This window comes from Pseudomonas sp. PS01300 (assembly GCF_029960155.1).
In the GTDB taxonomy this organism is placed as follows: domain Bacteria; phylum Pseudomonadota; class Gammaproteobacteria; order Pseudomonadales; family Pseudomonadaceae; genus Aquipseudomonas; species Aquipseudomonas palmensis.
In genome coordinates this window covers 1-26,510 of sequence record NZ_JASCPN010000044.1, presented here as the reverse complement: position 1 = coordinate 26,510, position 26,510 = coordinate 1, and the positions used below count along the sequence as shown (strand labels likewise).

25 protein-coding genes are annotated in these 26,510 nt (G+C 65.7%); 15 read left to right on the top strand and 10 right to left on the bottom strand.

What is annotated here, in order from left to right:
- Positions 1-51 precede the first annotated feature (51 nt).
- Positions 52-906: a shikimate dehydrogenase gene (locus QMX96_RS19265; protein WP_282362237.1), complete on the top strand. Its 855-nt coding sequence runs from the start codon at positions 52-54 to the stop codon at positions 904-906.
- A gap of 75 nt (positions 907-981) precedes the next feature.
- Here QMX96_RS19265 and QMX96_RS19260 read toward each other — a convergent pair whose 3' ends face one another.
- On the bottom strand, positions 982-1,650 hold the full coding sequence (locus tag QMX96_RS19260) for a TetR/AcrR family transcriptional regulator (protein ID WP_043860689.1): 669 nt from the start codon (positions 1,648-1,650) through the stop codon (positions 982-984).
- A gap of 81 nt (positions 1,651-1,731) precedes the next feature.
- Complete coding sequence (gene quiC, locus QMX96_RS19255) at positions 1,732-3,639, bottom strand: 3-dehydroshikimate dehydratase QuiC (RefSeq protein WP_282362232.1); 1,908 nt, start codon at positions 3,637-3,639, stop codon at positions 1,732-1,734.
- A 279-nt stretch (positions 3,640-3,918) separates the two neighbouring features.
- Here quiC and QMX96_RS19250 point away from each other — a divergent pair, with 279 nt between their 5' ends.
- The gene (locus tag QMX96_RS19250) at positions 3,919-5,259 is read left to right on the top strand and encodes an MFS transporter (protein ID WP_043860691.1); all 1,341 of its coding nucleotides are present in this window, start codon (positions 3,919-3,921) and stop codon (positions 5,257-5,259) included.
- A gap of 41 nt (positions 5,260-5,300) precedes the next feature.
- On the opposite strand, the gene QMX96_RS19245 is transcribed toward QMX96_RS19250, so the two are convergent.
- Together QMX96_RS19245 and QMX96_RS19240 are read right to left on the bottom strand one after the other, a co-directional pair.
- Entirely contained in the window at positions 5,301-6,122 is an 822-nt protein-coding gene (locus QMX96_RS19245) for a sugar phosphate isomerase/epimerase (protein WP_282362231.1), read from the bottom strand.
- A gap of 145 nt (positions 6,123-6,267) precedes the next feature.
- Entirely contained in the window at positions 6,268-7,044 is a 777-nt protein-coding gene (locus QMX96_RS19240) for an IclR family transcriptional regulator (RefSeq protein WP_043860693.1), read from the bottom strand.
- Positions 7,045-7,214: 170 nt separating this feature from the next.
- Between QMX96_RS19240 and QMX96_RS19235 the strand changes: the two genes are divergently transcribed.
- From QMX96_RS19235 to QMX96_RS19225, 3 genes are all read left to right on the top strand, one after another.
- Positions 7,215-8,933, top strand: coding sequence for an FAD-dependent oxidoreductase (locus tag QMX96_RS19235; RefSeq protein WP_043860694.1), 1,719 nt, complete (start codon positions 7,215-7,217; stop codon positions 8,931-8,933).
- 56 nt (positions 8,934-8,989) lie between these two features.
- On the top strand, positions 8,990-9,901 hold the full coding sequence (locus QMX96_RS19230) for a LysR family transcriptional regulator (protein WP_078481788.1): 912 nt from the start codon (positions 8,990-8,992) through the stop codon (positions 9,899-9,901).
- 100 nt (positions 9,902-10,001) lie between these two features.
- Positions 10,002-10,472 carry a hypothetical protein gene (locus QMX96_RS19225; protein ID WP_078481789.1) on the top strand — a complete coding sequence of 157 codons (471 nt, stop codon included), beginning with the start codon at positions 10,002-10,004 and terminating at the stop codon, positions 10,470-10,472.
- A 6-nt stretch (positions 10,473-10,478) separates the two neighbouring features.
- On the opposite strand, the gene pcaG is transcribed toward QMX96_RS19225, so the two are convergent.
- On the bottom strand, positions 10,479-11,084 hold the full coding sequence (pcaG, locus tag QMX96_RS19220) for a protocatechuate 3,4-dioxygenase subunit alpha (protein ID WP_043860697.1): 606 nt from the start codon (positions 11,082-11,084) through the stop codon (positions 10,479-10,481).
- 11 nt (positions 11,085-11,095) lie between these two features.
- Positions 11,096-11,815, bottom strand: a complete 720-nt coding sequence (pcaH, locus tag QMX96_RS19215) for a protocatechuate 3,4-dioxygenase subunit beta (RefSeq protein ID WP_043860698.1) — start codon at positions 11,813-11,815, stop codon at positions 11,096-11,098.
- A 193-nt stretch (positions 11,816-12,008) separates the two neighbouring features.
- Here pcaH and QMX96_RS19210 point away from each other — a divergent pair, with 193 nt between their 5' ends.
- Together QMX96_RS19210 and QMX96_RS19205 are read left to right on the top strand one after the other, a co-directional pair.
- Entirely contained in the window at positions 12,009-12,893 is an 885-nt protein-coding gene (locus QMX96_RS19210) for a neutral zinc metallopeptidase (RefSeq protein WP_043860699.1), read from the top strand.
- A 195-nt stretch (positions 12,894-13,088) separates the two neighbouring features.
- Positions 13,089-14,996 carry a methyl-accepting chemotaxis protein gene (locus QMX96_RS19205; RefSeq protein WP_043860700.1) on the top strand — a complete coding sequence of 636 codons (1,908 nt, stop codon included), beginning with the start codon at positions 13,089-13,091 and terminating at the stop codon, positions 14,994-14,996.
- A gap of 97 nt (positions 14,997-15,093) precedes the next feature.
- Here QMX96_RS19205 and ggt read toward each other — a convergent pair whose 3' ends face one another.
- The 3 genes from ggt to QMX96_RS19190 all read right to left on the bottom strand — a co-directional run bounded on the left by ggt (position 15,094) and on the right by QMX96_RS19190 (position 18,396).
- A complete protein-coding gene (ggt, locus tag QMX96_RS19200) occupies positions 15,094-16,761 on the bottom strand; it encodes a gamma-glutamyltransferase (RefSeq protein ID WP_043860701.1) in 1,668 nt (555 codons plus the stop codon).
- An 80-nt stretch (positions 16,762-16,841) separates the two neighbouring features.
- Positions 16,842-17,738: a LysR family transcriptional regulator gene (locus QMX96_RS19195; RefSeq protein ID WP_054916552.1), complete on the bottom strand. Its 897-nt coding sequence runs from the start codon at positions 17,736-17,738 to the stop codon at positions 16,842-16,844.
- 67 nt (positions 17,739-17,805) lie between these two features.
- Positions 17,806-18,396, bottom strand: a complete 591-nt coding sequence (locus QMX96_RS19190; RefSeq protein WP_054916551.1) for an NAD(P)H-dependent oxidoreductase — start codon at positions 18,394-18,396, stop codon at positions 17,806-17,808.
- Between the two features lie 186 nt (positions 18,397-18,582).
- Between QMX96_RS19190 and QMX96_RS19185 the strand changes: the two genes are divergently transcribed.
- Complete coding sequence (locus QMX96_RS19185) at positions 18,583-18,897, top strand: putative quinol monooxygenase (protein ID WP_043860704.1); 315 nt, start codon at positions 18,583-18,585, stop codon at positions 18,895-18,897.
- On the opposite strand, the gene QMX96_RS19180 is transcribed toward QMX96_RS19185, so the two are convergent.
- Positions 18,887-19,651, bottom strand: coding sequence for a sulfite exporter TauE/SafE family protein (locus tag QMX96_RS19180; RefSeq protein WP_078481792.1), 765 nt, complete (start codon positions 19,649-19,651; stop codon positions 18,887-18,889). The genes QMX96_RS19185 and QMX96_RS19180 overlap by 11 nt on opposite strands.
- A 77-nt stretch (positions 19,652-19,728) precedes the next feature.
- Here QMX96_RS19180 and QMX96_RS19175 point away from each other — a divergent pair, with 77 nt between their 5' ends.
- The 7 genes from QMX96_RS19175 to QMX96_RS19145 are packed head-to-tail and all read left to right on the top strand — an operon-like array spanning position 19,729 to position 26,438.
- Positions 19,729-20,667: a LysR family transcriptional regulator gene (locus QMX96_RS19175; protein WP_088513835.1), complete on the top strand. Its 939-nt coding sequence runs from the start codon at positions 19,729-19,731 to the stop codon at positions 20,665-20,667.
- Between the two features lie 41 nt (positions 20,668-20,708).
- Positions 20,709-21,314, top strand: a complete 606-nt coding sequence (locus tag QMX96_RS19170) for a CDP-alcohol phosphatidyltransferase family protein (RefSeq protein WP_054916548.1) — start codon at positions 20,709-20,711, stop codon at positions 21,312-21,314.
- Between the two features lie 30 nt (positions 21,315-21,344).
- A complete protein-coding gene (locus QMX96_RS19165; protein WP_043860708.1) occupies positions 21,345-23,102 on the top strand; it encodes a bifunctional alpha/beta hydrolase/class I SAM-dependent methyltransferase in 1,758 nt (585 codons plus the stop codon).
- Positions 23,099-24,418, top strand: coding sequence for a phosphatase PAP2/dual specificity phosphatase family protein (locus QMX96_RS19160; RefSeq protein ID WP_043860709.1), 1,320 nt, complete (start codon positions 23,099-23,101; stop codon positions 24,416-24,418). The genes QMX96_RS19165 and QMX96_RS19160 overlap by 4 nt, the downstream gene beginning before the upstream one ends.
- Positions 24,415-24,870 carry a hypothetical protein gene (locus QMX96_RS19155; RefSeq protein ID WP_043860710.1) on the top strand — a complete coding sequence of 152 codons (456 nt, stop codon included), beginning with the start codon at positions 24,415-24,417 and terminating at the stop codon, positions 24,868-24,870. The genes QMX96_RS19160 and QMX96_RS19155 overlap by 4 nt, the downstream gene beginning before the upstream one ends.
- Positions 24,871-24,880: 10 nt before the next feature.
- Positions 24,881-25,504, top strand: coding sequence for a lysophospholipid acyltransferase family protein (locus QMX96_RS19150; protein ID WP_104572309.1), 624 nt, complete (start codon positions 24,881-24,883; stop codon positions 25,502-25,504).
- A gap of 1 nt (position 25,505) precedes the next feature.
- The gene (locus QMX96_RS19145) at positions 25,506-26,438 is read left to right on the top strand and encodes a phosphatidate cytidylyltransferase (RefSeq protein ID WP_043860712.1); all 933 of its coding nucleotides are present in this window, start codon (positions 25,506-25,508) and stop codon (positions 26,436-26,438) included.
- The last annotated feature ends 72 nt before the right edge of the window (positions 26,439-26,510 follow it).

Below are 26,510 nucleotides of genomic sequence, written 5' to 3'. Positions count from 1 at the left end.
GTGACGCTCCCTCCCCCTGCCAAGAACAACAATGGAGTTTTACCGATGAGTTTGGCCTCCCCTTCCGGCATTCTCGCCGGCCTGATCGGCGCCGGCATCCAGGCCTCGCGTACCCCGGCCCTGCACGAGCACGAAGGCGCCGCCCAGGGCATCAACTACCTGTACCGGCTGATCGACCTGGACCAGATGAAGCTGGACAGCAGCGCCCTCGAAGAACTGCTGACCGCGGCCGAGTACATGGGCTTTACCGGGCTCAACATCACCTTCCCGTGCAAGCAGGCGATCGTGCCCCTGCTCGACGAGCTGTCGCCCGAGGCGCGTGGTATCGGCGCGGTGAACACCGTGGTGCTCAAGGACGGTCGACGCATCGGCCACAACACCGACTGCCTGGGGTTTGCCGAAGGTTTCAGGCGTGGCCTGGGTGATGTTTCACGCCGTCATGTGGTGCAGATGGGCGCAGGCGGTGCGGGTGCCGCGGTGGCCCATGCGCTGCTCAGCGAAGGGGTGGCCCAGCTGACGCTCTTCGATGTGGAGCCCGCCCGGGCCCAGGCACTGGCAGACAACCTCAACCAGCATTTCGAGGGCAGCCCGGCACGCTGCGGGCATGACCTGCAAGCGGCCATGGGCCAGGCCTGCGGGCTGGTCAACACCACCCCCATGGGCATGGCCAAGCTGCCGGGCATGCCGGTGCCCAGGGCGCTGCTGCGCGCCGAAATGTGGGTGGCCGAGATCGTGTACTTCCCGCTGGAGACCCAATTGCTGCGCGAGGCGCGGGCACTGGGATGCCGCACGCTCAACGGGGCCAACATGGCGGTGTTTCAGGCGGTGAAGGCCTTCGAGCTGTTCAGCGGCGTGGTGCCGGATGCACAGCGCATGATCGGGCACTTCAACAGCCTGGGGGATTGAACGCTTAGCCGGCACCTGTACAGGGTGGTCAACCCGCAGGTGCCGGCCCTGCCGGCGACTGGAGGCTCCCTGGCATCACGCCTGCAGGTAGCGCAGTACCGACTCGCAGATCATCTCGCGGTGCTTGTCCTTGAGCGCCTTGTCCTCGAAATCCACCTGGAAGATCTCGCCAAAGGTGTGCCGGTTGGACACGCGATAGAAGCAGAACGAGCTGATCAGCAGGTGAACGTCCAGCGCCGTCAGGCCCTGGCGGAACACCCCCTCGGCAGCCCCGCGCTGGAGTATCTCGTCCAGCGCGGTGAGCACCGTCTTGTTCATCGAGCGGATCGCGGCCGACTGCTTGACGTACTCGCCGTGGTGCATGTTTTCGTTGCACACGATACGCACGAAGTCGACATTGCGATCATGGTGATCGAAGGTGAACTCGATCAGCCGGCGAATGCCCTGGCGCGGCTCCAGTTCAGCCAGGTGCAGGTTGCTTTCGGTGCTGCGGATATCGCCGTAAAGCTTCTCCAGCACCTCCACATACAGCTGCTCCTTGCTGTTGAAGTAGTAGTAGATCATGCGCTTGGAGGTCTGGGTGCGCTCGGCGATCGCATCGACCCGGGCACCGGCCAGGCCTTGCTGCACGAACTCGCTGATGGCCGCCTGCAGAATGTTCTCGCGGGTTTTCTCAGGATTGTTCTTGCGGCTCTTGCGCGGCGCCTCGGCAGGTGCCGCCAAGGGTGCTGGAGTTGTCGTCATACGGGGCTCTTGACCAGTCGGTTAACCGCGCGATTATGGCCCCGGGGTGCGCCAGAAGAAAGCCTGACGGGCGCTGACACGTTACAGCTTGGCATGCCGCAGCCCGCCGCTGCGCGCCTTGGCCATCGCTGCCAGGCGCACCGCGACGTTGGCCGCACCGTAACCGCTGTAGCCATTGCGCCGCTGCAGCACCTCGAAGAAGAAGCGCTCCTCGAACGGCTCGGTGTACACGTGGAACAGCTCGCCGCCCTGGGCATCACGGTCGTACAGCACGTTGTAGTAGGCCAGCTCGCTCAGGAACTGATCGTCGAAGTCGAACCGGGCCGCCAGGTCGTCGTAGTAGTTCAGCGGGATATCGAGCAGCGCCACGCCGGCTTCCTTGGCGCGCTTGACGGCGGCGAAGATGTCCTGGCAGTCGAAGGCGATGTGATGCACGCCCGAGCCGCGGTAGTTGGATAGCGCGTGGGCAATCGCGGTGTTGCGGTTTTCGGAGATGTTCAACGGCAGCCGGATCGAACTGCACTGGCTGCGCAGGGCGCGGCTCTTGACCAGGCCATAGGGATCGGGGAGCACCACCTCGTCATCGGCGCTGAAGTCGAGCAGGCTTTTGTAGAACAGCACCCAGCTGTCCAGGCTGTCGGCTGGCAGGGCCAGTGCCATGTGGTCGATGCGGGTCAGGCCCAGGCCACGGGCCGGTTGCTCGCTGAGGCTGAAGTCGGTGTCGTAGATGGTGCGTCCGTCCGCGCCCTGGTCCACCAGGTAGATCAGGCTGCCGTCTGGCGCGCGTACCGCTGCCAGCTCACGTTCGTTGGGCCCCACCAGGCCACGATAGGGCTGGCCGTGATAGGCCACCGCCCGGGCCAGCGCCTGGGCGCTGTGCCTGACCCGGATCGCCGTGGCGCACAGCGACGGGCCGTGGCTTTCGAAGAAGTTGTGCGCGAACGAATAGGGCTCGGCGTTGAGGATCAGGTTGATCTCGCCCTGGCGCAGCAGGCTCACATTCTTCGAACGATGCTTGCCGGCACGGGCAAAGCCCAGGCCTTCGAGCCAGTTGCCCAGCTTGGCGCCCGAGGCGTCGTCGACCGCAAACTCGAGAAACTCGATGCCATCGCAGCTGCTGGCCGGCGGCGGCGCGAACAGCAGCTCAGGGTCGGCCAGCGGTGCGGTGCGTTCGAGCAACTGACGGGTCTTTTCCTCCAGGTACAGCAGCGAACGCAGGCCGTCGGCGGCATTGGCCCGTGGCGGCGCGGCACGAAAACCGTCGTTGAAGATCTCCAGCGACAGCGGCCCGCAATAGCCGGCCTGCAGAATCGGCGCCAGAAACCCCGGCAGGTCGAACTCGCCCTGCCCCGGGAAGCAGCGAAAATGCCGGCTCCACTCCAGCACATCCATGGCCAGGATCGGCGCATCGGCCATCTGCACGAAGAAGATCTTGTCCCCCGGCACCTGCGCGATGGCGCTGGGGTCGCCCTTGAGCGACAGGGTGTGGAAGCTGTCGAGGATCATGCCCAGGTTGGCGTGATCGGCCTGGCGCACGATGTCCCACACCTGCTGCCAGGTGTTCACGTGCCGCCCCCAGGCCAGCGCCTCGTAGCCGATGCGCACACCGTGGGCGGCGGCCCGCTCGGCCAGCAGGCTCAGGTCGTCGACCAGCAGTTGCTGGCCGCCCAGCGCGTCGGCCGACACGTTGCTGCACACCAGCACCAGGTCGGTGCCCAGTTCCTGCATCAGTTCGAACTTGCGCTCGGCGCGCTCCAGGTTGCGCGCCAGGCGCCCGCGCGGGCAGCCCTCGAAATCGCGAAACGGCTGGAAAAGGGTGATGTCCAGCCCCAGGTCGGTGCAGCGCTGGCGAATCTCGCGGGGGCTGCCGTCGTAGTAGAGAAGGTCGTTTTCGAAGATCTCCACGCCGTCGAATCCGGCGGCGGCAATGGCTTCGAGTTTTTCCGGCAAGGTGCCGCTCAGGGACACGGTGGCAATCGAACGCTGCATCTTCAGGCTCCAACGGGCAGGCAGTGCCCAGCTGCACGAATTATTGGCTGGGGTTTATCCTAGCTCAATCAAAAGGTACGAACTGGTTAGTTTTGTGTGCGATTATCGCCCAGTACCCGCCCAGATCAATTGACCCTTTTTTGACCAATGCGCACCATTTCTTACCACCAGGCAGATGAGCATCTTGCCAAAAGCACCGACGAACCTGCCGTAGTCGACTGGTGTACCGCGTGTCATCCTGGCTTGACCCATAAACATAAAAATACGGGTAATCACCACATGATCCACAGCCAAAGCACTCCCCTGGCCCAGCCATCGGCCAGTACCCCGCACGCCGGCATCGGCGACAAGATCCGTGGCGCCATGGGCGTCGGCAAGACCCGCTGGGTGATGCTGGCGCTGGTATTCTTCGCCACCACCCTGAACTACATCGACCGCGCCGCACTGGGCGTGATGCAGCCGATCCTGGCCAAGGAAATGAGCTGGACGGCGATGGACTACGCCAACATCAACTTCTGGTTCCAGGTGGGCTACGCCATCGGCTTCGTGCTGCAGGGCCGGCTGATCGACCGCATCGGCGTCAAGCGCGTGTTCTTCTGCGCGGTGCTGCTGTGGAGCCTGGCCACTGGCGCCCACGGCCTGGCCACCTCGGCGGTGGGCTTCATGGTCTGTCGCTTCATCCTCGGCCTGACCGAAGCGGCCAACTACCCGGCCTGCGTGAAGACCACCCGGCTGTGGTTCCCGGCGGGCGAGCGGGCGGTGGCCACCGGCATCTTCAACGCCGGCACCAACGTCGGCGCCATGTTCACCCCGATGCTGCTGCCGCTGATCCTCACTGTGTGGGGCTGGCAGGCGGCGTTCATGGCCATGGGCGCGCTGGGCCTGGTGTGGGCCACGTTCTGGGGCCTGAAGTACTTCAACCCGGAAAACCACCCGAGCGTGAGCAAGGCGGAACTGGCGTACATCCAGAGCGAGGTCGAGCCTGAACAGGCGGCCGTGCCGTTCACCCGTATCCTGCGCATGCGCGGCACCTGGGCCTTTGCCCTGGCCTACTCGATCACCGCGCCGGTGTTCTGGTTCTACCTGTACTGGCTGCCGCCGTTTCTGAACCAGCAGTACAACCTGGGCATCAGCGTCACGCAGATGGGCATCCCGCTGATCGTGATCTACCTCAGTGCCGACTTCGGCAGCGTGGGTGGCGGGATCCTGTCCTCGTTCATGATCGGCCGCGGCATGGCGCCGGTGAAGGCGCGGCTGCTGTCGATGCTGCTGTTCGCCACCACCATCGTCGGGGTGATCTTCGCCGCAGGCGCCAGCAGCCTGTGGGTGGCGGTACTGGCCATCTCCCTGGCGATTGCCGCGCACCAGGCCTGGACCGCCAACATCTGGAGCCTGGTGATGGACTACACGCCCAAGCACATGATGAGCACCGTGTTCGGCTTTGGCGGCATGTGCGCGGCCACCGGGGGGATGTTCATGACCCAGATCGTGGGGCATGTGCTGACCAGCACCAACAACAACTACACCGTGCTGTTCACCATGATTCCGGCGATGTATTTCATCGCGCTGCTGTGGATGTACTTCATGGCACCGCGCAGGATCCCGACAGTCGAGGCGTAAGCCCGGGCTGCAATGCAGCCCTTCGCCAGCAACGCTGGCTCCTACAGGGAGCCGGCGTTCATTACCTTGCGGGCCTTCTCCAGCGCCCACTGCGCGCGCTGCAGCGCACTCACCCCCTGCTCCAGCAACTGGCGCGTGGGGATCTCCAGGCTCAGCGGCAGGTCGGCCGGCAAGCTGTGCAGCAACCCGTTCAGGTCGCACTCCCCATCCCCTGGAAAACGTCGCTCGTTACGCGCCTGACGCAGGATCTCGGCCATGTCGTCGGGGCGCGGGCCCGCCACGTCGCACAGTTGCGCGTAGCGGATGCACGAGGCCGGCAAGCGGCGCAGGTCTTCCAGGCGCGACGCCGAGCGATCGAAGTGGAAGGCATCGACCAGCACGCAGCCGTTGGCGCGCCCGGCGTTTTCGACGATGCGGGTGGCCTGGGTCAGGTCCTTGGCATCGGTCCACGGCATGAACTCCAGGTGCGGGTGCAGGCCATACGGCGCGGCCAGGTCGCACAGCGCCGCGAAGTTGTCGGTCAGGCGCTGTTCATCCGGGTCGTTGCCGGCAACCAGCAGCTCACTGGCACCGAAGTCGGCGCCCACCGCGAGCAGGGCCTCGAAGTTGGCGACCAGGGTGTCGGGCTTGAGCCGCAGAATCTCCACATCGAGCACCCGGATGCCGGTGTCGCGCAGGCGCTCGGCTGTCTGCCGGCGCAGGCCGGCGTCGCTTGCCAGCGGGAAGTGGTGTTCTTCGGGGGTGGCCGGCTCGAGGCGCAGGCCGACATGGCTGTAGCCGGCCCGGGCGGCGACTTCGACCATCCGGGGTGGGGACAGCTCAAGGACAGTGAGGGCGGCCAGGGACATGACACGTGGGTTCATGGAGGAGTCTCGGGTTCGTTGTTGTATTTGCATTATTTAGAACTTAGTTCCAATTTCAATGCAAGTACAAAAAAAACAGCTTTGCGCTCCACAAAACTGCCTTGGTTTGCCTGAGGGCCGCTTCGCTGGCTTGCCAGCGAAGCGTCTAGACAAACAGCTCCGACGCCGGGCTGGCCGCCGACAGCTCGGCCGCCGCCGCCAGCAACGCCGGCGCCAGCTCGTGCAGGCGCGCCTCGTTCAGGCGCGCGGTCGGCCCGGCCACGCTCAACACCCCGACCACATGCCCATCCTGCGGGTGTCGCACCACCGCCGCCAACGCCGACGTACCCAGCGCCGAACTCTCCACCACCCACGCATAACCCAGTTCCCGCGCCATGCGCAGGCGTTCCAGCAGCTGGGCATTGGAAGCTGGCGCGTTCGGCCCGAAGTCCTCGCGCCGGCCCACGCCCTGGCGCTCCACCAGCAGCAACGCCTGGGCATCGCTCAGGCTGGCCAGCCAGGCATGCCCCGACGCGCTGTAGAACAGCGGCGCCTCACGCCCCATGTCCGGGTCGTAGCGCAGGCCGGAGCGGGCGCCCTGGGCCTTGGCGATCCACACCTGGCGCTCGCCGTCGATGATCCCCAGCCGCACCAGCTCGCCGGTCTGCGCGGCCAACTGGTCGAGAATCGGCTGGACGATGTCGGCACCGCTCTGGGCCAGGTAGCGAAAGCCCATGCCCACCAGCTTGGTGCTCAGCAGGTACCGGCTGTTTTCCGGATTCTGGCGCACGTAGCCCAGGCGCATGAGCTCGGCGAGCATGCGATGGGTCGCGCTCTTGGGGATGTCCAACTGCTCGGCCAGGGTCTGCATCGGCAGCCCGCGCGGCTCGCTGGTGAGGCTTTCGAGAAGGCTGAAAGCACGTTCGATCTGACTGCCGGCCATGGTCACGGTCCCTGAAAATTTCGCCGATTCTAAAGAGCGCCGGGCAAAGCGCAAACCACTGTTCGATCTTCGCCCAACTTTGCAGGCGACGGCCTTGGCAGCCGACGTGCAATCATAGAATATGGAACTTAGTTCCAAAATAATAATTGCGCGCACTGCGAGGACCCAGCATGACTGCCCACACCCCTACCTCCCGCCCGGTGGACTGCGATGTCCTGGTCATCGGCTCCGGCGCTGCCGGCCTGAGCGCCGCGGTGACCGCCGCCTTTCACGGGCAGAAGGTCATCGTGGTCGAAAAGGACCCGGTGTTCGGCGGCGCCACGGCCTGGTCCGGCGGTTGGATGTGGGTACCGTGCAACCCGCTGGCACAGCGCGCCGGCATCGTCGAGGACCGTTCGCTGCCGCGCACCTACCTGCAACACGAACTGGGCGAACGCTTCGAACCGGCGATGATCGATGCGTTCCTGGAGGCGGCGCCCCACATGGTGTCGTTCTTCGAACGCCATACCGCCCTGCAGTTCGCCGACGGCAACGGCATTGCCGATATCCACGGCGACACGCCCGGGGCCGGCACGGGCGGGCGCTCGGTGATCGCCGCCCCGTATGACGGGCGCAAGGTCGGCAAGCTGCTCAGGCAACTGCGCCGCACGATGCGCGAAACCTCATTCATGGGCATGCCGATCATGGCCGGCAAGGACCTTACCGCCTTTCTCACCCTGACCCGTTCGTGGCGCTCGCTGCTGCATGTGGGCAAGCGCCTGGCACGCCATCTGCTCGACCTCGCACGCTACGGCCGGGCGATGCAGCTGGTCAACGGCGTGGCCCTGATCGCGCGTCTGGCCAAGTCGGCCGAAGACCTCGGCGTGCTGCTGTGGGCATCGGCCCCGGCGCAGCGCCTGCTGCACAACGCTGGCCGGGTGACGGGGGCGGTGGTGCAGACGGCCAACGGCGACGTGAGCATTCATGCGCGCAAGGCCGTGGTGCTGGCAGCCGGCGGCTTCCCCAACGATATCGAGCGGCGCAAGGCGCTGTTCCCGCGTACCCCCACCGGGCATGAGCACCTGGCCTTGCCGCCGCTGGGCGCCAGCGGCGATGGCCTGCGCCTGGGCGAGAGCGTGGGCGCACACGTGGTCGACGACCTGGCAAGCCCGGTGGCCTGGGCCCCGGTGTCGAAAGTGCCGTACAAGGACGGCAGCTTCGGCCATTTCCCGCACATCATCGAACGTGCCAAGCCCGGCATCATCGGTGTGCTGGCCAACGGCAAGCGCTTCGTCAACGAAGCCAACGGCTATTACGACTACGTGAGTGCAATGGTCGCCAACGCGCCCGGCGAGCAGGTGGCCTCGTGGCTGATCTGCAGCCACGCCTTCCAGCGCCGCTACGGCCTGGGCATCTCCCGGCCCTTCCCACTGCCGGTGGCGCCCTTCATTCGCAGCGGCTACCTCAAGTGCGGCGACAGCATCGAGGCGCTGGCCATCGCCTGCGGCATCGACCCCCAGGGCCTGAGTGCCACGCTCAGCGACTACAACCGCCATGCGCGCCACGGCGAAGACCCGCAGTTCGGCCGTGGCAGCACGCCCTACAACCGCAAGCAGGGCGATGCGCTGCACCGGCCCAACCCGTGCGTGGCGCCCATCGAGCAGGGGCCGTTCTATGCGGTGAAGGTGGAGCCGGGCTGCTTCGGCACCTTTGCCGGGCTCAGGACCAATGCCCACGCCCAGGTACTGGATGCACAGCAGCAGCCGATTGCCGGCCTGTATGCCGCCGGCAGCGACATGCTCAGCATCATGGGCGGGCATTACCCGGCGGGCGGGATCAATCTGGGGCCGGCGACCACCTTCGGCTACATCGCCGGGCGGCACATTGCCGGGGTCAGTGCCTACGAGTAGGCGCGCCGGCTGCTGCTAGACTGGCGACCCGACTCCTTCATGAAAGCCAGCCGACCATGGACCAGATCAGCGCGATGCAGGCGTTTCGCCGCGTGGTAGAGAGTGGTGGTTTCAGCGCCGCTGCGGCCCTGACCGGGCAATCGCACACCGTGCTGTCGCGCCAGGTCAAGAACCTGGAGCGCCACCTCGGCACCCAGTTGCTCAGCCGCACCACGCGGCGCCTGCACGTCACCGAAGCCGGCGCACTGTGCTACCGCCATTGCGTGCAGGTGCTGGAGCAGCTCGAAGCCATGAGCCTGGAGATTTCCGAACACCAGCAGCAACCCACAGGCACCCTGCGCCTGAGCGTGGCCACGGCATTCGGTGAACTGGAGCTGGGGCGCTGGCTACCGGACTTCGTCGAGCGCTTCGACCAGTTGCAGGTGGAGCTCATCTGCACCGACCGCTTTGTGGACATGCTCGAAGAAGGGGTCGATGTGTGCCTGCGGGTGACCACCCACCTGCCCGACTCCAACCTGGTGGCCCGGCAACTGGCCGTCAGCGAAGTCGTGCTGGTAGCCGCCCCCGCGTACCTGCAGCGCTGGCCGGCCCCCATCGAACCGCACACCCTGGGCGAGCATGCGTTGCTCGGCTACAACCGCCTGGCCCAGCCGCAACGGCTGAGCCTGCAGGGGCCCGACGGGCAGCGCCTGGACGTGGCAATGCCCAGCCGGCTGAGCGCCAACTCGCCGATGGCGTTGCGTGCGGCGGCCATTGCCGGCCTGGGTATCGCCAGCTTCGACCGCTTCATCGTGCATGACGCCCTGCTCGACGGGCGCCTGGTACAGGTGCTGCCCGAATGGCAGCAGCCCTCCCGGCACGTGTACGCGATGTTCCCCCAAAGCCGCTATCTGGCGCCCAAGGTTCGGGCATTGGTCGAGTATGCGCGGGCGTACTACGCTGAACCACGATGGGAAATCAAGATGTGATCTGTGCAAGAAGCACACAGGTTCTGGGCTGCTTCTGCCGTATTTGTGCGTTCGTTGTTTGATTAACCTTCTTTCGATTGTTCATCAGAGGGTTTCAACCATGAAAGCACTTCGAGTTACCGCCGCCGGCTTGCTGTTGGCAGCTTGCGCCACTACCGCCGTGGCTGCGGTCTGCTACTGCACCGCCCCACTCATCTCCCTGCCGAAAAATGCGCTGACCTGGAAAGTGGTACCGGGCACCAACAACAACGTCACCTACGCTAACGTGCAGGGCGACATCCTGGGCAATGGTGCCTACGAGGCCTTCGTCAGTTTCCGTCCCGGTGTGGACAATGGCTACCACACCCACACCGAGACGTTGCCGACCGTGGTGATGAGCGGCGTGTTCTACGCCCGCATCAAGGACAAGAACGGCAAGCTGGTCGAGACCGAGTACCCGGCCGGTTCGTACTACCAGTTGCCGGCCGGGCTGGAACATGAGAGCGGTTGCAAGATGACCGCCAAGAAGGAGCCTTGCCTGCTGTTCCAGTACCAGCGCAACCACTTCGACCTGAACCCGGTGCCCCGCTAGGCGGCCTCAGAAATCGAAGAACACCGTTTCGCCTTCACCCTGGATGCGGATATCGAAACGGTAGGCCAGCTTGCCATCCACTTCGCAGCGCCGCGCGACCAAGGTCTCGCGGCGTTGTGGCTGTTCGATCAGGTTGAGCACCGGGCACTTGGCATTGGCCTGGCCCTCGTCGTCAAAGTACAGCCGCGTGTGCAGATGGATGTTGATGCCGCGGGCGAACAGGCTGACATTGATATGCGGTGCCATCGGCACGCCGGCGGCATTGGCGACCACACCGGGCTTGACCGTCTGCAGCGTCCATTCACCGGCATCGAAGGTGGTGGCGGTGCGTCCGAAGCTGTTGAACGGTTGTTCCAGGTTGAATTCGCTGTGGTACTGCCCGGCCGCGTCGGCCTGCCAGAACTCCAGGAACGAGTCGCGCACCAGGTGGCCGTTGCCGTCGTAGACGTGACCGATCAGCAGGATGTGCTCGCCGGGCGCATCGCTGCGCGCCATGCGGTTCCAGATTTCCTGGTCACGGGTCGGGTTGCCGGCCGCTTCCAGGGCCAGGCCGATGTGCACGTAGGGGCCGGCGGTCTGCGATGGGGTTTCCGGCAGCAGTTCGATAGGCATGGCGGGGCTCCTCAGCGGTTTTCGAAGTGGGTCTTGCGCTGGCCGCGCAGAACGATGTCGAAGCGGTAGGCCAGGCAGTCCATGGGGTTGGCATTGGCCATGTCGAGCCGGGCGATCAGGCTCTGTACCGCGTCCGGGTTGGCGATCGACTTGACGATCGGGCACATCGGGATCAGCGGGTCGCCTTCGAAGTACAGCTGGGTGATCAGACGCGTGGCAATCGACGGGCCGCTGATCGACACGTGGATATGCGCCGGGCGCCAGTCGTTGGGGCCGTTGCGCCACGGGTACGGGCCCGGCTTGATGGTACGGAAACTGTAGTAGCCCTCGCTGTCGGTCAGCGCGCGCCCCACACCCCCGAAGTTGGGGTCCAGCGGCGCCAGATAGCGATCGTTCTTGTGGCGATAGCGGCCGCCGGCATTGGCCTGCCACATTTCGACCAGGGTGTGCGGGATCGGCTTGCCGTACTGGTCGCACACGCGCCCGGCCACGATGATGCGCTCGCCGATGGGCAGGCCGCCGTGGTTGAAGTTCAGCAGCAGGTCATTGTCGTGCTCGGCAAATTTCAGGTGGGAGAAATCCGGCCCAGTGCTTTCGCTGACGGACTGTGGAATGCTCACCAGCGCCTGGCGAGGCGAGCGCGCGACGGAGGTCTTGTAGTCGGGGGTAAGGGCTTTCGGATGCCAGTTCCGATCACGGATAACGAAACGACTGGTGTCTTGTGCAGACATGCCGTTCTCCTCTTATTGGATTTTTGGAGGCCTGTACGGGCAGGAGTGATGGGCAGTGTGGCCGAGGCATGCACCGGCGAACATTGAAAAGAATCCTTGAACCCATAACCGTATGGTTATGTCCAAAGCGCTAACGCCGCCGGGCCGGGTGGACTAATCTTTATCTTCATATTTCAAGCTTGGGAGAACGCTCATGCTCTGGCGAAAAGGCAGGCGCAGCGACAACGTGGTCGACGCTCGCGGTGAAGGCGGCGGTGGTGGTGGCATGCGCCTGGGCGGCAAGGGCCTGAGCCTGACGGCGGTGGTACTGATCGTGGGGATCGGCCTGCTGACCGGGCAGGACCCGATGCAGATCCTTGGCCAGCTGAGCGGGCAGATGAGCGAACAGAGCGCGCCGGCAAGCACCGGCGAGCGCAAGGCACCACCGGCCGGCGACGAACAGGCCGAGTTCGTCGCCAGCATCCTGGGCGACACCGAGGACACCTGGCGCGCCCTGTTTGCCCAGGCCGGGCGCCAGTACAAGGACCCGACCCTCAAGCTGTTCAGCGGTCAGGTCAACTCCGCCTGTGGCTTTGCCTCGTCGGCGACCGGCCCGTTCTATTGCCCGGCCGACCAGCAGGTGTACCTGGACATGAGCTTCTTCAAGGAGATGGAAACCCGCTTCGCGGCAGCGGGCGACTTTGCCCAGGCCTACGTGATCGCCCACGAGGTCGGCCACCATGTGCAGACCCTGCTGGGGGTGTCAGCCAGGATCGACCAGGCCCGTCGCAGCGGCCAGCGCCTGCAAGGCGACAACGGCCTGCTGGTACGTCAGGAACTGCAGGCCGACTGCCTGGCAGGCGTGTGGGCCTACCAGGCACAGCAACGCCATAACTGGCTGGAGCCGGGCGATATCGAAGAGGCCCTGAACGCCGCCAACGCGATCGGCGATGACCGCCTGCAGCAGCAGAGCAAAGGCCGCGTGGTGCCCGACTCGTTCACCCACGGCACTTCCGCGCAGCGCGTGCGCTGGTTCAAGACCGGCTTCGCCAAGGGCGACCTCAACCAGTGCGACACCTTTGGCGCCAGCAGACTCTGACGCCTGTAATCGGGTGTTTGCGGCCTGGCGCAAACACCCTAAACATTTTGTTGATGGTTTTCGTCGGAATTGGAGAAAAAGCGTTTCAGCTCTGCAACATCCCGCCGATAAAGGCAGCTCACGTCAGCTGGCCTCCAAGAAAAACAACCTCCAGCGATTTAGATCAAAGAGCGCACAGAATCCTGGAGGGATCGCATGAACAGCTGGTTTGCCAATATCAGCGTCAACCTGAAACTCGCCCTGGGCTTCGGCCTGGTGCTGCTGCTGACCGGCCTGTTGGCCCTGACCGGCTGGACCAGCCTGGGCGGTCTGATCGACCGCAGCAACTGGATGAGCGACATCACCCAGCTCAACAACGAGCTCACCGAACTGCGCATCGCCCGCCTGCAGTACATGATTGCCGACGGTGACGACAAGCTCGCGCAGAATGTCCAGGCCAAGCTGGATACCTTCAAGGCCCGCCAGCAGAACCTGCTGAACACCTTCAAGAGCCCGGAGAACGTCAAGCTGCTGCGCGAACAGGCGCAGGTGGTCGCCGCCTACGAGGTGTCCCTGGCCAAGATGCGCAGCGCCTACAAGCAGGGTGGCGAAGCGCGCCGTAGCATGGGCGTTACCGCCAATGAGGCCGGTGCCCTGATGGAAACCCTGCTGGCCGACAGCCTGTCCTCTGGCCAGAGTGACAGCGAGCGCCTGGAACATCTCAAGCGCCTGACCACCGTACGCCAGCACCTGCTGCTGGCCCGCTTCGAGGTGCGCGGCTACATCGCCGACCTCACCCCGGAAACCGAACAGGTCGCCGCCCGTCAGCTCGACGCCACCCTGGCCGAAACCCGCCAGCTGGCCGCCACCGATGCTCGTGCCCGACCGCTCGAGGCCGCCACCCTGCACTACGCCGAAGCGGTGCGCAGCTTCAAGGCCGCCAACACGGCGATCGGCGAGGCGCGCAAGGAAATGACCACCCAGGGCTACGACATCGTGCGCCTGAGCGATGAGCTGTACGCCATCCAGCTGCAACGTCGCGACCTCGAAAGTGCCCAGGCGCGTACCTGGCAACTGGCAAGCACCCTGGCGGCCCTGCTGTTCGGCGTGCTGGCGGCGATCATCATCACCCGCCAGATCACCCGCCCGCTGCGCGAAACCCTGGAAGTGGTGGAGAAGATCGCCACCGGCGACCTGACCCACACCCTGCGCGTCACCCGCCGTGACGAACTGGGCGTGCTGCAACAAGGCATCCAGCGCATGGGCGAAACCCTGCGCGACCTGATCGGCGGCATCCGTGACGGCGTGACCCAGATCGCCAGTGCGGCCGAAGAGCTGTCGGCGGTCACCGAGCAGACCAACGCCGGGGTCAACAGCCAGAAGGTCGAGACCGACCAGGTGGCCACCGCCATGCACGAAATGGCGGCCACCGTGCAGGAAGTGGCGCGCAATGCCGAGCAGGCGTCCGAGGCCGCCACCGACGCCGACGGCCAGGCCCGCGCCGGTGACCAGGTGGTGGCCCAGGCCATCGCGCAGATCGAGCGCCTGGCGGTCGAGGTCAACCGTTCCACCGAGGCCATGGGCCAGTTGCAGCAGGAAAGCCAGAAGATCGGCAGCGTGATGGACGTGATCAAGTCGGTGGCCGAACAGACCAACCTGCTGGCGCTCAACGCCGCGATCGAAGCGGCACGGGCGGGTGAAGCCGGGCGTGGTTTTGCCGTGGTGGCCGATGAAGTGCGCGGCCTGGCGCAGCGCACCCAGAAGTCCACCGAGGAAATCGAGGTGCTGGTGGCGGGCCTGCAAAGCGGCACCCAGCAGGTGGCCAACGTGATGCATGGCAGCCGCAGCCTGACCGACAGCAGCGTGGAGCTGACGCGCAAGGCGGGTGCCTCGCTGGAGAACATCACCCGCGTGGTGTCGAACATCCAGTCGATGAACCAGCAGATCGCCGCGGCGGCCGAGCAGCAGAGCGCGGTGGCCGAAGAGATCAGCCGCAGCATCCTGAACGTGCGTGATGTGTCGGAGCAGACGGCGGCGGCGAGCCAGGAGACGGCGGCATCCAGCGTCGAGCTGGCGCGCCTGGGCAATCAGTTGCAGATGCTGGTCAGCCACTTCCGCGTCTGACCGAATCGGACAGCGTAGCCATCGCGGGTCAAGCCCGCTCCCACCAGGTTCAGCGAAACCTTGTGGGAGCGGGCTTGGCCCGCGATGCTGTCAGCCCTTACTTGACGACCTGCCCCACCCCGCGTCCACGCGGGTCAGACGCGGTTTCCAGCGCCGAACCCGTCACCCGGATCGCCTGGATATCGCCCATCTCCCAGCCCTGGTCCTCCAGGGTGTAGCCCATCTTCTTCAGTTCCTCGGCCACCTTGCCATCGAGCGGCGCATAGGCGTCGTAGTAGATAGTGTCCTTGGGCAGCAACTGGTGATGCACACGCTGCGCCGCCACCGCCTTCTCCAGCGGCAGGTTGTAGTCGTACAGGTTGTTGAGCACCTGGAAGATCGAGGTGAAGATCCGCGAGCCACCCGGCGTACCCAGCACCAGCGTGACCTTGCCATCGCGGGTCACCAGGCTCGGGGCCATCGACGACAGCATGCGCTTGCCCGGCTCGATGGCATTGGCATCGCCACCGACCACACCGAAGGCGTTCGCCACACCCGGCTTGGCACTGAAGTCGTCCATCTCGTCATTGAGCAGGAAGCCCGCGCCCTTCACCACCACGCCGCTGCCGTAGTCCCAGTTCAGGGTGTAGGTGTTGCTGACCGCGTTGCCCTGCTTGTCGACGATGGAGAAGTGCGTGGTCTGGTGCGGCTCCAGCCCCGGGCGCACCTTGGCGGTGTCGGAGATGGCGGTCGGGTTGACCTCTTGCGCGCGCTTGGCCAGGTAGTCCTTGGCGATCAGCTGCGCCACCGGCACCTTGGAAAACGCCGGGTCGCCCAGGTAGTCGGCACGGTCGGCGAACACACGCTTCTCGATTTCCGAAAGCAGGTGGATGTAGCGTGCCGAGTTCAGCTCGACACCCTTGAAGTCGGCTGCGCGGTTTTCCTTGATGCCCAGCAACTGCGCCAGCGCGATGCCGCCCGAGCTGGGCAGCGGCGCGGTGTAGACCACGTTGCCACGCCATTCGATGCCCATCGGCTCACGCCACACGGCCTTGTAGTCCTTGAGGTCTTCCTTGCTGACCAGGCCCTTGTCGGCCTGCATCTGCGCCACCAGCAGGTCGGCGGTCTTGCCCTGGTAGAACTCGCTCACACCCTTGTCGGCAATGCGCTCCAGGGTCTGCGCCAGCTCGGGCTGCCTAAAGGTCTCGCCCACCTTCATGCTGCCGAAATAGTCGTTGAAGTTGGTGCTGTCCTTGAACAGCCCCTGGGCATCTTCGCGGTACTGGTACTGCTTGGCGGCGATCTTGAAGCCGTTCTTCGCGTAGCCCACCGCCGGGGTCAGCAGCTCGGCCCAGGGCAGCTTGCCGAACTTCTGGTGCGCCTCCCACAGGCCCATCACCGTGCCCGGCACCCCGGCGGCCCGGGCGCCCACCAGGCTGAGGTTCTCGATGATCTCGCCTTTGTCGTCCAGGTACATGTTGCGGCTGGCCGCCTTGGGCGCCACTTCACGGTAGTCGAGGAAGTAGGGTTTGCCATCCATGTACAGGGTCATGAAACCGCCGCCGCCGATGTTGCCGGCCTCGGGGTAGGTAACGGCCAGGGTGAAGGCAGTGGCCACCGCGGCGTCCACTGCGTTGCCGCCCTTCTTGAGGATGTCGGCGGCGACCTGTGCACCATATTGATCGGGCGCGGCCACCGCGCCGCCGTCCAGCGTCACGGCATAGGCTGATGAGCTGGCGACGATCGCAGCGCTCAAGGTCAGCGTTCGAAACATCAGAGTGCGCATGCGGGTTTCCTTGGTGTTGTTTTTATCGAACAACCATTAAGGCGCATGCCCAGGGATTTTTCAAATGCCGCCTGCGGTTTTCAGCAGGCGTAGATCGACAGCTTGTGCTGGATGAAATCCAGAAAGCACTGGATACGCAGGGCCAGTTGCGAGTTGCGGTAGTACACCGCGTTGATCGGCTGGCGATAGCCGCTGTTGGCCTCGGCCAGCACCAGTTGCAGGCGGCCGGCCTGGAGGTCTTCGTGGGTCATGAAGTGCGACAGGCAGGCGATGCCTTCGCCGGCCAGCGCCAGGTGGCGCAGGGTTTCGCCGCTGGAGGCGCACAGGTCGGGGCGGATCGCCAGGCGGTCGCCTTCGGTGTGGCGCAGCGGCCAGTGATTGAGGGTTTCGGTCTGGGTGAAGCCCAGCAGCGAATGCCCGGCCAGTTCCTCCACATGCCGTGGCGTACCGCGCCGCGCAAGGTACGCGGGGCTGGCCAGCACATGCAGCGGGCTGCACCCCAGCGAGCGGGCGTGCAGGCTGGAGTCGGCCAGCTCGCCGATGCGGATGGCGATATCGGTGCTCTGTTCGAGCAGGTCGATGATCAGGTCGTCGGTGTTGAGCTCCAGCTGGATATCCGGGTACAGCTGGCGGAACTCCCCCACCCAGGGCACGATGGCATGCAGCATGAACGGCGCCGCCGCATTGATGCGCAGGCGCCCGGACGGGGTCTGGCGGTGCAGGCTCAGGCGCTCTTCGAGTTCGTCCATCTGTTGCAGGATGGCCTTGGCACGCTCGAAGAAAAACCGCCCCTCTTCGGTGAGGTCCATGCGCCGCGTGGTGCGGTTGATCAGCGTGGTGCCCAGCTTGGCCTCCAGCCGCGACAGGCTGCGGCTGATGGCCGACGGGGTCTGCCCGCCCTGTTCGGCGGCGGCGGAAATAGAGCCGCACTCGATGACCGAGACGAACATCTGCAATTCATCGGACCTGGCTTTCACGGCTGTTCCCTGGTGTGGCGTTCAGCCGTGATAGATAGCCGCTTGGCGTTGCCCGCGCAACCCTTCATCAGGCGCCAGTGTGGAAAACCCGGGCCAGGTGCTGCTCGTAGCCGGCCACGGCAGCCTCGACGTTGGGGTTCTTCATCACGTCGGTGGCCAGGTAGGTCGGCAGACCGCTCATGCCCAGGAACTGGTTGGCCTTGTGGAACGGGAAGTACACCGCGTCCACGCCCTTGCCTTCGAAAAACTGCGCCGGATCGTCGAACGCTTCCTGCGGTGCGTTCCAGGTCAGCGACAGCATGTACTGCTTGCCCTGGATCAGGCCGCCGCTGCCGTACTTGCTCGACGCATCGGAGCGGGTGCGCCCGTCGCTGGCGTAGAGGCTGCCGTGGCCGGCGGTGAACACTTCGTCCAGGTACTGCTTGACGGTCCACGGCGCGCCCATCCACCAACCGGGCATCTGGTAGATGACCACGTCGGCCCAGAGGTACTTCTGCACTTCTTCGGCAACGTCGTAGCCGCCATCGATGTAGGTGCTCCTGACGTCGAAACCGGCGCGGTCGAGAAACGCCAGCGCGGCCTCGTGCAGGGTCTCGTTCAGGCGGCCATCGGAGTGGGCGAACTGCTTGCCGCCGTTGAGCAACAGGATCTTCTTCATCATCTGCCTCATGTGTGTTCGGGGCGGCCAACAGAAGGGGCGGCCCGGTGAATGTGATGGCGGCAGATTAATCAGTTCAGCGCAGCGGAAATACCCTCGCGCGGGCAAAACGCTTTTGACCAAAAAGCACGAATTCAGCGCTTATTGTTGAAATAAGATTGGCTCACTTTTTACAGGAGCCTCCCCATGAGCGAACCCTACGGTTTCATCCTCAAAGCCAAGACCCGCCCCGAAAAGGCAGAGGAGTTCGAGGCGCTGTTTCGCAGCTATGTAGAACCCAGCCGTGCCGAGCCCGGCTGCATCGAGTACCACATGCTGCGCGACCGGCAGGACCCGAGCCTGTTCGTGTTCTACGAAATCTGGGCCAGCAAGGCCGCACTGGATGTGCATTCGGCGCTGCCGCACATGCAGCAGTTTGCCGAGCGGCGCATGGAATACCTTGAGCGCGACTTCGACATCCAGTTGATCGAGATGCTCAGCCCGTCCTCGGCTAGCCGTTGAGCGCCAGATGGGCGCCCAGCAGCGCCAGGCCGATGAAAAAGCAGCGTTTGAACAGCACGGCACTGATGCGCTGACGCAGGCACTGGCCCAGCCACATGCCCAGCAATGCCGGTATCAGCACCACCAGCGAGGCCCCCAGCGCCTCGCCGCCCAGTGCGCCCTGCCCGGCAAGGCCCACGGCCAGCGCCAGGGTCGAGACGGTGAACGACAGGCCCAGCGCCTGCACCATCTGTTCACGGTGCAGGCCCAGGGCCTGCAGGTACGGTACGGCCGGTATCACAAACACCCCGGTGGCGGCGGTGATGATGCCCGTCACCAACCCGCACAGCGGGCCCAGCCAGCGCTCGTGGCGGGGGGCCAGGTGCAGGCCTGGGTGGCACAGGCCGTACAGCGCATACACCAGCAACGCCGCGCCCAATGCGTGCGCCGCCCACGCGCCACTGTCGATGCCCAGCCAGACACTGCCCAGCAAGGTACCGATGAAGATCATCAATTGCATCGGCCAGAGCCTGCGCAGCAATGCACGCAAGTGGCCACCCGCCGCCAGCTGCCAAAGGTTGGTGACCGTCGACGGCACGATCAGCAGCGCGGCAGCCTGCGCCGGTGACATAGCCAGCCCCAGCAACCCCATGGCCACGGTGGGCAGGCCCAGGCCGATCACGCCTTTGACCGTGCCTGCCAGCACGAAGGTAAGCACAACCAGCAGCGATAGCGCCGGGCCGATAGCCTGATAGAAGCCGAATAAAGTCGTCATGGGCCCATGCTGCCCTGCCCGCACGTCCCTGAACAGTTGCCATATACTGAGCCAGACTATTGCCCAGGCAGAGGCTCATGCATTTCGATCTGATTGACCTACGACTGTTTCTGCACACCGTGGAGTGCGGCAACATCACTGCCGGCGCCCAGCGCAGCCACCTGTCGCTGCCGGCGGCCAGCGCGCGCATTCGCGCCATGGAAAGCTCGCTGGGCGTACCGCTGCTGCAGCGCAACCGGCGCGGCGTGCACCCCACGGCCGCCGGCCAGGCCCTGGTCAACCATGCGCGCCAGATCGGCCAGCAGGTGCAGCGGCTGCAATTCGACCTGGGCCAGTATGCCCAGGGGTTGCAGGGCCAGGTGCGGCTGCTGTGCAACACCGCGGCGCTGACCGAGTACCTGCCCGAGCTGCTGGCGACGTTTCTGGCCCGCCACCCGGCCATCGACGTGGACGTGGTCGAATTGCCCAGCCTGCGTATCGTGCAGGCGATCACCCAGGGCGAGGCCGACCTGGGCATCATCTCCAATGCCGTGGCCAGCGAGCACCTGCAGAGCGTGGCGTTTCGCGACGACCCGCTGGTGCTGATCATGGCGCCGGATCACCCGCTGGCCAGCCACCCGCACCTGCGCTTTGCCGACACCCTTGAACATGGCCATGTCGGCCTGCAGGCAGACAGCGCGCTGGCCCTGTACCTGGAGGAACAGGCCCTGCACCTGGGGCGCCGGCTGCAGGTGCGGGTACGTGCCGAAGGCTTCGACGGGGTGATCCGCATGGTGGCCCATGGCGCAGGCCTGGGCATCGTGCCGCAGGCTGCCGTGCAACGCTGGCAAGGGGTGCTGGCGCTGCACAGCCTGGCGCTGGACGAACCCTGGGCACAACGCCAGCTGCGCCTGTGCAGCCGCAATTTTTCGGCGCTTCCCGGGCACACGCGCACACTTCTGCAAAGCTTGTCGGCAGGCGCTATTGCCCCGGCAGGGACAATCCACCCACAATCGCCTTCGCGCACCGCTATGTAACAAGACAATGCCGTGCCTACGAGCCGTAAAGGGAGTTTTCCGTGCCGTCGATCTACCAGTTGAAACCGCGCTTCCAGGCGCTGCTGCGCCCTATGGTCAAGCGTCTGTACGAGCGCGGCATAACTGCCAACCAGGTGACGGTCGCCGCCGCGGCGGTCAGCGTTGCGCTCGGCCTGTTGCTGGCCGCCGCACCGCACATCACCTGGCTGTTCGCCCTGGTGCCGGCCTGGATGCTGCTGCGCATGGCGCTCAACGCCATCGACGGCATGCTCGCCCGGGAATTCGGCCAGCAGTCACGCCTGGGTGCCTACCTCAACGAGCTGTGCGACGTGGTCGCCGACAGCGCACTGTACCTGCCCTTCGCCCTGCTGCCGGGCGTGTCGCCGGCGCTGGTGGTGATCGTGGTGCTGGCCGCGCTGGTGAGCGAATACGCCGGGGTGATGGGCCCCCTGGTAGGCGCCGAACGCCGTTATGACGGCCCGATGGGCAAGAGCGACCGTGCCTTCGTGTTCGGTGTGCTCGGTGCCGGCGTGGCCACCGGCCTGCTGAGCGCAGCGTGGCTCAACGGCGTGTTGCTGGTGGTGCTGCTGCTGTCGCTTCATACCCTCTACAACCGGGTGAGCCGAGGCCTGGCGCAACCCCGCTGAAGCCCTCCGAGCCAGATAAGGATATTTGCCATGCGCACCGCGCAATCCCTGCATTTCACCACCCATGACGGCGTAGAGCTGCATTACCGCCACTGGCCGGCCAACCGCCAGCCCGGCCAGCCGCGCCGCGCCGTGGTGCTGTTCCACCGTGGCCACGAACACGGCGGGCGCATGGCCCACCTGGTGGATGAACTCGACCTGCCCGGCCATGACTTCTTCGCCTGGGACGCCCGTGGCCATGGCGAGTCGCCCGGGGCCCGTGGCGACAGCCCGAGCTTCGCGTGCAGCGTGCGCGATGTGCAGACCTTCATCGAGCACATCGCCCGCGAGCATGCCATCGACGAACAGGACATGGCGGTGCTGGCGCAAAGTGTCGGCGCCGTGCTGATCGCAACCTGGGCGCATGACTATGCGCCGAAGGTGCGCTGCCTGGTGCTCGCCTCGCCGGCCTTCAAGGTCAAGCTGTACGTGCCGTTCGCCCGCCCGGGGCTCAAGCTGATGCGCGCCTGGCGCGGCAACTTCTTCGTCAACAGCTACGTCAAGCCGCGCCTGCTCAGCCACGACCCCGAGCGCATCGCCTCGTATGAAAACGACCCGCTGATCAGCCGGCCGATTTCGGTGAACATGCTGCTGGGGCTGTACGAAGCTGCCGATCGCGTGGTGGCCGATGCCCAGGCGATCCAGGTGCCGACCCAATTGTTGATTTCCGGCGCCGACTTCGTGGTCAAGCGCCAGCCGCAGGAGCAGTTCTTCGAGCGCCTGGGCAGCGTACACAAGGAAAAGCACGTGCTGCCCGGCTTCTTCCACGACACCCTCGGCGAGCGTGATCGCGGGCATGCGCTGGCGCGTATCCGGCGCTTCGTGGAGCACTGCTTCAGTGTGGCGCCCCAGCGCCCGTCGCTGCTCGATGCCGACCAGCTCGGCGCCAGCTGCGCCGAGGCCGAAAGCCTGGCTGCGCCGCTGCCACGCAACTCGCCGGCCGACCTGTACTGGCGCGCAACCCGCGCCGGCCTGCGCCTGGGCAAGGGCCTGTCGAGCGGGGTCAAGCTGGGCTTCGACACCGGTTTCGATTCGGGCAGCACGCTGGACTACGTCTACCGCAACCAGGCCACCGGCAAGGGCAAGCTGGGCCGCATGATCGACCGCAACTACCTCGACGCCATCGGCTGGAAGGGCATCCGCCAGCGCAAGCTGCATGTGGAAGAGCTGTTGCGCCTGGCCATCGAGCGCCTGCGCGAACAAGGCGCACCGGTGCATATCGTCGACATCGCCGCCGGCCATGGCCGCTACATTCTCGAAGCCCTGCAGGGCCTGGAGCAGCGCCCGGATTCGATCCTGCTGCGCGACTACAGCGAGCTCAACGTGCGCGAAGGCACGGCGCTGATCGAACACAAAGGCCTGGCCGACATCGCCCGCTTCGTGCAGGGCGATGCCTTCGATGCGCAGAGCCTGGCCACCCTTGAACCGCGTCCGAGCCTGGCGGTGGTATCGGGGCTGTATGAACTGTTCGCCAGCAACCAGATGGTCGGCGACTCGCTGGGCGGCCTGGCCCAGGCCGTGGCGCCGGGCGGCTACCTGGTATACACCGGCCAGCCGTGGCACCCGCAGCTGGAGATGATCGCCCGCGCCCTGACCAGCCACCGCGCCGGTCAGGCCTGGGTGATGCGTCGGCGCAGCCAGGTGGAGATGGACCAGCTGGTGGAAGCGGCAGGCTTTCGCAAGGTGTGCCAGCGCATCGACGAGTGGGGCATCTTCAGCGTCAGCCTGGCCCAGCGAGTTGCTGAATGAGCACAGTGCGCGAGCCGGGCCTGATCCGGCGCGGCGTGCTCTGGCTGCTGTTGCTCGGGCCGCTGTTCTTCTTGAGCTATGGCCTGAGCAACACCTTCACCGCCGGGCGCAGCGACGTCGGCAGCCTGGTGTTCGCCTGGGAAAGCAGCATCCCGCTGTGGCCGTGGACCATCCTGCCGTACTGGTCCATCGACCTGCTGTACGGGTTGTCCTTCCTGCTGCCGCTCAGCCGCCTGGAGATGGACCGGCATGCCTTGCGCCTGCTGAGCGCACAGTTGATCTGCATCGCCGGCTTTCTGCTGTGGCCGCTGCGCTTCACCTTCGAGCGCCCTGAACTGCAGGGCGTGTTCGGCTGGCTGTTCGATGTGCTGATGGGCTTCGACAAGCCGTTCAACCAGGCCCCTTCGCTGCACATCGCGCTGCTGGTGATCATCTGGGCGATGTTCGCCCGGCACACCCGTGGGCAGCTGGTGCGCTGGCTGCTGCATGGCTGGATGGGGTTGATCGGTTTGTCGGTGCTGACCACCTGGCAGCACCACTTCATCGACGTGCCCAGTGGCGCAGTGGCAGGCGCGCTGTGTGTATGGCTGTGGCCCGTGGAGGGCCGGCCGGTACTGGGCAGCCTGCAGCCGACCCGTGACCGCCGGCGCTGGCGCCTGGCCGCGTACTACGCGCTGGGCAGCGCCGTGCTGGGTGGGCTGGCGCTGTATGCCGGCGGTATCGCCCTGTTGCTGTTGTGGCCCGCCCTCGCACTGCTGATGGTGGCGCTCAACTATGCCGTGTTGGGCGCCGAGGGCTTTCAGAAAGGCCCGAGCGGCCAGTTGTCGTATGCCGCGCGCTGGCTGCTGGCGCCGTACCTGATCGGCGCCTGGCTCAATTCGCGTTGGTGGACGCGCCGCCATCCACAGGCCGACGAGGTGTGCGAGGGGGTGTACCTGGGGCGGGTGCCTGCACGAGGTCAGGCGGCATCGTTTGCCGCGGTGGTCGACCTGTGTGCAGAACTGCCGGCGGCACACACGCCGGGCCAGGCCTATTGCAGCCTGCCCTGCCTGGACCTGGTGGTGCCCAGTGCCGAACGTTGCCGCGAGGCGGCCCAGGCCATCGAGCGACTGCGCCAGCAGGGCCCGCTACTGGTGTGCTGCGCCCTGGGTTACTCGCGCAGTGCCTGCGCCGTGGCCGCCTGGCTGGTACTCGGCGGGCGCTGCCAGAACGCGCAGCAGGCCCAGCAACTGATCGCTCAGGCCCGCCCAGGGGTCGTGCTGCACCCGGCGCACCGCCAGGTGATCGACAGCCTGCCGGCGGGGGGCGGCCTGTGAGTAGCCAGACCCACCTGGCGCTGGTGGCCAGCCTGTTGCGGCGCGGGCGCCAGGTGGAACGCCTGTCGGACGGCATCAGCCTGCTGGCGCTGGCCTATGGCCTGGCGCCACTTGCCGGCGCGCCGGCCCCTGTGATTGGCGCCCTGTTGTGCGTGCTGCTGCTGGCAGCCGGCCTGCTGCAAAAATACTGGGGCATGCGGGTTGCGCTGGACGCCGAGCTGTTCGCGCACCTGGCCACCCAGGCCGCAACCTTGTCGCCAACTACCCGCGTGCTGGACCAGGCGCTGTTCGACCTGGGCCTCAAGCCCGCCCCGGTCGACGACCGCGACTGGCAGGCGCGCAGCCGGGCCGCACTGCGCCTGATGCGCCAGCAACTGCTGTGCCTTGGCGTGCAGGTACTGCTGGCGATTGCCGGCATCCTGTGCCTGCCCTGGCTTTCTCTCGTCGGATAAGGACCTCGTCATGCTTGCCGCCCTCACCGCCTTCGCCATTACTTCGGTGGCCCGCCTGATCACGGGCGCCCGCGCCCTGTGGCTGGGCTGTACACCGCAGCCGGTGCAACGCCTGTACTACGCCAACCACAGCAGCCACGGGGACTTCGTGCTGATCTGGGCCTCGCTGCCCCAGGAACTGCGCCGGCACACCCGCCCGGTGGCCGGGGCCGATTACTGGCAAAAACCGGGCATTCGCCAATTTCTGATCAACCGGGTGTTCAACGGCGTACTGATCGACCGCCAGCACAGCGAGGCCCAGAGCGACCCCTTGCAGCCGATCCATGCGGCGCTGGAGCAGGGCGACTCGCTGATCTTCTTTCCCGAAGGCACGCGCAACCTGGGCGACGAGCCCTTGCTGGCGTTCAAGAGCGGGCTGTTCCATCTGGCCAGTGCCCACCCCGAGGTGGAGGTGATCCCGGTGTGGATCGCCAACCTCAACCGGGTGATGCCCAAGGGCCGTGCCCTGCCCCTGCCGCTGCTGTGCACGCTGAGCTTCGGCGAGCCGCTGCAACGCTTGCCCGATGACAGCAAGCACGCGTTTCTGGAACGGGCACGCCTTGCCCTGCTGGCCCTGGCCCCCAAGGAATCCTGAGATGGACCACAACACACTTCTGCTGTTTGCCGGTATCGGTGGCCTGCTGCTGCTCGCCAGCCTGATCGGGCGCCTGCTCAAATGGCGCGCGGGCCCGGCCCCGCACGCGGTCATCGACAACCTCAATGCGCGCATCAATGCCTGGTGGGTGATGGTGCTGGTGATCGGCCTGGCCTTCGTGTTCGGCAAGCTGGGGGTCATCCTGCTGTTCTATTGCGTGTCGTTCTATGCGCTGCGCGAGTTCCTCACCCTCACGCCCACCCGGCGTGGCGACTACCCGGCACTGGTGGCGGCGTTCTATGTGGCGCTGCCGGTGCAGTACCTGCTGATCGCGATGGACTGGTACGGGTTGTTCAGTATCTTCATCCCGGTGTACCTGTTCTTGCTGCTGCCGATCCTGGCCAGTTTCGGCGGCGATACCACGCGCTTTCTGGAGCGGGCCTCGAAGGTGCAGTGGGGGCTGATGATCGCGGTGTACTGCCTGTCGTCGGTACCGGCCCTGATGACGCTGGATATCCCCGGGTTCGAGGGGCGCAACCTGCTGTTGATCGCCTGGCTGATTCTGGTGGTGCAGATTTCCGATGTACTGCAGTACGTGTGCGGCAAGCTGTTCGGCAAGCGCAAGGTGGCGCCGCGGCTGTCGCCGTCCAAGACGCTGGAGGGGTTGCTGGGCGGTGTGGCACTGGCCACGCTGATCGGCGCGACGCTGTTCTGGATCACCCCGTTCACCTTCTGGCAGGCGGCGCTGATGGCGCTGACCGTGAACGTCATGGGCTTCTTTGGCGGGCTGGTGATGTCGGCGATCAAGCGTGACCGCGGGGTGAAGGACTGGGGGCACATGATCGAGGGGCACGGCGGCATGCTGGACCGCATGGATTCGGTATGTTTCGCGGCGCCGGTGTTCTTTCACTTTGTACGTTACTGGTGGGCTTGAGGGCCAGGCGAGTGCTGCGCACTCGATCGCGGGTCAAGCCCGCTCCCACAGGTACAGCACAGTCCCTGTGGG